Here is a 4,853-nt window from a genome sequence, read left to right as displayed (position 1 = left end):
ATGATCTTGTCATTCGGGTGAAAAGTGCTGGTCAGGGCCCTTTCAGGTCTTGCTTTCCTGGCTAATTCTGGTATTGTTGTCTTTGTCGGAAGGGGGGGGCGGGAGCCCCCCGGACGACAAGCCCCGGAGATGCGGTCGGCAACCGCCCCGGAGGCCCGGAACACACCAACCAACCCGAAAGGCAACCATCATGACCACCTTCACCAAGGCCCGTCGTCGTCGCTCCGTCAAGAAGGCGGCGGCCCCGGTGTTCAAGCCCAGCGCGGTCCGCGTCACCACCTACCCCGAGGCCGGGTGCCGCGCCCGCAGCTACGAGCTGACCATCCAGGTGATGGAGCGCTGCGAGGAGGTCGGCCCGGACGGTGTGCGCCTCGGCCTCTACGCACAGGCCACCATCACCGAGCTTCAGGGCCAGCGGCCCACGATCCTGCACCTGTCCCGGCTGGTGAAGGAGCAGGGCTGGACCGTGGACGCCAAGACCGGCCCGGACGGCCGCATCCACACCCGCCGTCTGTTTGGCACCCGGCACGCCCTGGTCAAGCCCATGATCGAGGAGTTCGCCGAGGCCCTGACGTTCGCCGCCATTCGGAACGGACTGGCCGCCCCGACGGAGTTCGGAACCCGCCTCACCCTCCCCAAGGCGTAAGACCCCAGAGCGACACCCGGGGGCGGTGCTGGCCGCGCCGCCCCCGGCCTCACCCGAAACACACCACCGAACCACGCCGGAAAGGCCCAGCGATGAACGAGACGACCGACCAGCTTACCCCCGAACAGCGGGCCGAGGCGAAGAAGATCGGGGTGGCGGCCTACCGGGCGGTGCGCGCCGAGATGCTGGAAGCGGCCCGGCAGTACGAGGAGGCCGAGCCGGACGTCGACCCCGCGCTGATCATCCGGGCCATGGAGGCCAACCACCTGGTCGGCAGCACGCGCGCGGCATGGCGTGACGCCCTACAGCTCCGCCAAAAGGCGCTCTACGACCTGTGGTCGGTGCTCAAGGACACCGCCGCCGTCGCCCGCCTGTTGCCCCGCGACGTCGACGCCGACATGGTCGCCGTGGCCGTCGCCAAGCTCGCTCCGCCGACCGACTTCACCCCGCTCCCGCTCTGGGTCCTGCCGGGCGAGGAGGAGCCCGTGCACGAGGTCCGCGCCACGGACTGACCAAGCACCACCCTGGGGCGGCGCTGGCCGCGCCGCCCCAGGTCCCGAAACGCACCCCACCAGGAGGAGGACCCATGAACCCCACCCTCGGATTCGCCTACGCGACCAGCACCGCAGCGAAGGTCTCTGTGACGACCGACGTCCCGCTCACCGCCCACGAGATCGCGCGCGACTTCGCCTGGCACCTGGGCAACCTCTTCGACGCCCCGCCGGTCCGCATCGCCCACGAGCACCGCCTCACCGGCGACCCGATCACCACCGCCATCGTGGAGATCGAGCTGACTGACGGAAGCATCCTTACGGCGAGGTACACCGTCGACCACGACTGCGACACCCCCGCCGAGGCCATCAGCCTGTACCTGGAGAACAAGGTCGTGCTGTTCCGCTGGCACCTCGGCGCCACCGTCGGCTGGATCCTCGCTCAGGCCGTCCACCGGCGTCACCAGCGCCAGCTCAAGCGCGCGACCCGTACGCGCCGCTGACCGCCCGTCCGGGCGCCCCGCCGGGCCGATCCGGCGCGGCGCCCGGACCGGCTGCGGCCCGTACGCGCCGCCGGGCACGGCGGCAGCCGGCGCCCCGCGCCTGCCTCGGGCGTGGGCGTAGTTGACCGCCGGAAGCCCGCGAACCAGCAGGAGGCGCGCCGGTTGTCCCGCCCGGCGCCGCTTGCCAGATGATGCCTGGTCGTAGGCCCTCCAGGGCTTGCTTTTCGGGCTAAATCTGGTATTGTTTTCCTTGTTGAAAGGGGTGGTGATACCCGGACAACAAGCCCCGCGTCTGACCGCAACCAACCCGCCGGGGCGGCGCTGGCCGCGCCGCCCCGGATCCCGGAACACACCACACCGACCAACTCCCCTGGAGGACACATGACCACCGTCACCGCGATCGCCGCTGCCCCCGATGAGAACCCCGGCCCCATGACCGTGGGCGAACTTCGCGCCATCCTTCGGAAGCTGCCTGCCGACCGGCGGGTCGTGCTCTCTGGCGACGCCGAGGGCAACTGCTTCTCCCCCGCCTGGGGCATCGGCGACGCGATGTACGACGACCTGTACGGCTGGTGCGGCGAGGCGTACCCGCTTCCGGAGGAGCTGGACAACGACCCGGAGCTCAAGCTCCTGACCGGGAAGATCCCGGACAGCGCTGTCCGCGTGTTCGTCCTCTACCCGATGGGCTGACAAACCTTCCCGGGGCGGCGCTGACCGCGCCGCCCCGGACCCCGGCGGCCGTGCGCGCCGACGGCATCGGAAGTGGCTGACCATCACGGGCTGTCGGCGACCGGCTGCCCGCACGGCACCCGGCCCGTCCCGGACGGAGCAGGAGGCGCGCATGCCCGTACCGCCCGCCAGAGTGCACCCGGGCTGGCGGCCGGAAGACCGCCGGACCCTGCGACGAATGCGGCCCCGACGAGGGCGCGGCCTGCGACCTCGACCGCATCAACGCCGAGGCCGAGTTCTACACCCGTGAGCCGGAGGCCCCTCGCCGCACGAGGAGCAGGTCCCGCCCGGTTGGTAACCCCGCACCGATCCGGGGGCGGCGCTGGCCGTGCCGCCCCCGCCCGAAACGCACTACACCCACCAAGGAGAGCGTCGAGACGGCAACCGCCGCCCTCGACGCCTACGCCCGCCGCGCCTGGCCGACCGCCCGCCCCAGGGCGGACCACCCGGCCCACCGACCGCCGCCGCCGGGCTGTGACATCCGCACCACCCACGGAACCTCAAACACACTCCACCACCGGAGGAACCTGCTCCCATGACCACAACGCCCCGCCACGCCGAACTCGCCAAAGCGGTCACGGCAGTCGCCGCCGACCAGCGGGCGAGCTGGCCCGAGCTGACGGACGCCGAGGTAGTCCAATACATCCGGCACTGCTTCTTCGTCGTCGAGGACAGCCCCACCTTCGTCTACACCGGCGTGTGGGGAGTCTCGGCCACCGCCGAGGACCCGTTGGAGCAGGCATACGCCAGCGTTGTCCGGGCGACGCCGGAGGAACTGGCTCGCGTCCTGACCTCCTGAACCCCCATGCCGGGCGAGACCTGACACCCGGTCGCACGCTCCACCCAGACGACCGGCCGCGTGTCGCTACCGCGCGGCCGGGCCCGCCGACCGGTGAACCGGTCGGCGGGCCCGGCCCACCGACCACCGCCCCGCCAAAGGGGGGCGGCGCTGGCTGCGGCGCCCCCTCCCCGAATCACACCGACCCCGACGAAGGGACAACCTTGACCACGACCGTCACCGTGCCTCCCCCCACCGTTTTCTTCCTCGCCGAGAACCTCAGCCCGACCCCGCGCAACCTCCACTCCGCCGTCGAGGCGCTCGCCCGCATCACCGCGCAGGCCTGGGCGCCGCTCAGCGGCTACCCCGGATCCGACACGCACTGGCGCGTCCGCTGCCTGCTCTGCGGATGGGAGGGCACGCGCTTCTACTCCCACCTGCGACGTGCACGACCGGTCGGCCGCCACAAGGGCTGCCTGCCCCAAGAGCAGCGCCAGGCCAAGCTCGCCCAGCTGGCCGCCCAGGCCCCCGCAGAGTGCCACTGCTGGGTCGCCCACCCCGTCACCGCCGCAGACGCCGCCGACGTCCTGGCCGCGATCGAGCAGGCCCGGCGGATCGACGACAGCCACGGCCTGACGACCCACCTGCGGCGCCTGCTCGGCCCCTGCCCGGCCGCCGCCGCCCGCGCGCTGGCCGTCAAGCAGGCCACCGCGCGCTCCTGACGCACACCCGGGGCGGCGCCGGCCGCGCCGCCCCCGGCCCGAAACACACCACACCAGCGATACGGAGAACCCAGCATGACCACACCCGCCATCGAACTCGCCGACGTCGCGTGGGCGACCGCCCTGCGGCTGCCGACCCGTCACGACAGGATCTGGACCGTCCGGCATGAGCCACACATCGCCCTGCACCGCAGCGCCGTCGTCAGCATCACCGACGGCGAGCGCACCCTCCTCCTCGCCGACAGGCCCGGAGGCTACGTCACCCTGGCGGCCTGGCCCGACGGCGCCCAACCCCACACGATCCGCTGCCTCCCCGCTCACCCCCGCTCCCTCGCGTGGAGCGCCGCCGCCCAGCAGCTGGCCGCCCTCGACCACAGCGCCACCCGCACCGCCGACCACGACGAGCTCGCCGCCCATCTGCCCCGCACCCTGATTCGGCCCGTGCGCCGCTCCGAGCCGGCCCCCGGACGACGCCTGGCCACCAGCACGCTCACCGACGGCACCCTTCTCACCACCGCCACCCGGGCGCCAGCACCGGGCGCCACGCTCACCTTCGAGGACGTCCCGCTCCCGCGAGCCGAGCACGTCCTGATGCGCACCCTGGGACGCCCCACCGGCCAGCACGCCCCGCTGCCCCGCACCCGGGTGGCCAACCGAGCGGCCCGCCGCCTGATCGCCTCTCGCCCCCACCAGCTCCTCCTCGACCTCGAGCGCGACAACGGGACCACGGTCCTCGCGTCCGAGCCCACCACCGCACACGCCGCCTACGCCACCGTCGTCATCGGCCCGCACACACGCGGAGGCGACCGCAGCCGCATCGCCACGCTGACCGTCCACGCGGGCACCGACCTGGCCCTGATGCTGCTCGGAGAGGCCAACGGCTGACGACCTGTTTTTATCGGGGTGAACGAGAGCCACGACTCCGGTCTGCTTGAGAGCCAGTGGTTCTCCGGCGAGAGCAAGAGCCATCCGTCCGGTCAGGTG

7 protein-coding genes are annotated in these 4,853 nt (G+C 72.2%); all 7 read left to right on the top strand.

The annotated features are described in order from the left end of the window. Positions 1 to 190 precede the first annotated feature (190 nt). The 7 genes from ACIOJE_RS41030 (at position 191) to ACIOJE_RS41000 (ending at position 4,754) form a co-directional block, all read left to right on the top strand. The gene (locus ACIOJE_RS41030; protein ID WP_280685813.1) at positions 191 to 646 is read left to right on the top strand and encodes a hypothetical protein; all 456 of its coding nucleotides are present in this window, start codon (positions 191 to 193) and stop codon (positions 644 to 646) included. Positions 647 to 738: 92 nt separating this feature from the next. Further along, positions 739 to 1,158 (top strand): hypothetical protein, encoded by a 420-nt coding sequence (locus ACIOJE_RS41025; RefSeq protein ID WP_280685814.1) that lies wholly within the window; start codon positions 739 to 741, stop codon positions 1,156 to 1,158. A 74-nt stretch (positions 1,159 to 1,232) separates the two neighbouring features. After that, positions 1,233 to 1,640: a hypothetical protein gene (locus ACIOJE_RS41020; protein WP_280685815.1), complete on the top strand. Its 408-nt coding sequence runs from the start codon at positions 1,233 to 1,235 to the stop codon at positions 1,638 to 1,640. A 381-nt stretch (positions 1,641 to 2,021) separates the two neighbouring features. Further along, on the top strand, positions 2,022 to 2,330 hold the full coding sequence (locus ACIOJE_RS41015) for a hypothetical protein (protein ID WP_400783765.1): 309 nt from the start codon (positions 2,022 to 2,024) through the stop codon (positions 2,328 to 2,330). 574 nt (positions 2,331 to 2,904) lie between these two features. Next, positions 2,905 to 3,168, top strand: a complete 264-nt coding sequence (locus ACIOJE_RS41010) for a hypothetical protein (RefSeq protein ID WP_280686323.1) — start codon at positions 2,905 to 2,907, stop codon at positions 3,166 to 3,168. Positions 3,169 to 3,371: 203 nt separating this feature from the next. Beyond that, positions 3,372 to 3,869 carry a hypothetical protein gene (locus ACIOJE_RS41005; RefSeq protein ID WP_280686322.1) on the top strand — a complete coding sequence of 166 codons (498 nt, stop codon included), beginning with the start codon at positions 3,372 to 3,374 and terminating at the stop codon, positions 3,867 to 3,869. A gap of 75 nt (positions 3,870 to 3,944) precedes the next feature. Further along, complete coding sequence (locus ACIOJE_RS41000; RefSeq protein WP_280686321.1) at positions 3,945 to 4,754, top strand: hypothetical protein; 810 nt, start codon at positions 3,945 to 3,947, stop codon at positions 4,752 to 4,754. Positions 4,755 to 4,853: the final 99 nt, after the last annotated feature.

The organism is Kitasatospora sp. NPDC087861 (assembly GCF_044742585.1).
Lineage (GTDB): Bacteria > Actinomycetota > Actinomycetes > Streptomycetales > Streptomycetaceae > Kitasatospora.
The sequence above is the reverse complement of the archived record's forward strand: the minus strand, read 5'-3'. Positions and strand labels throughout refer to the sequence as shown.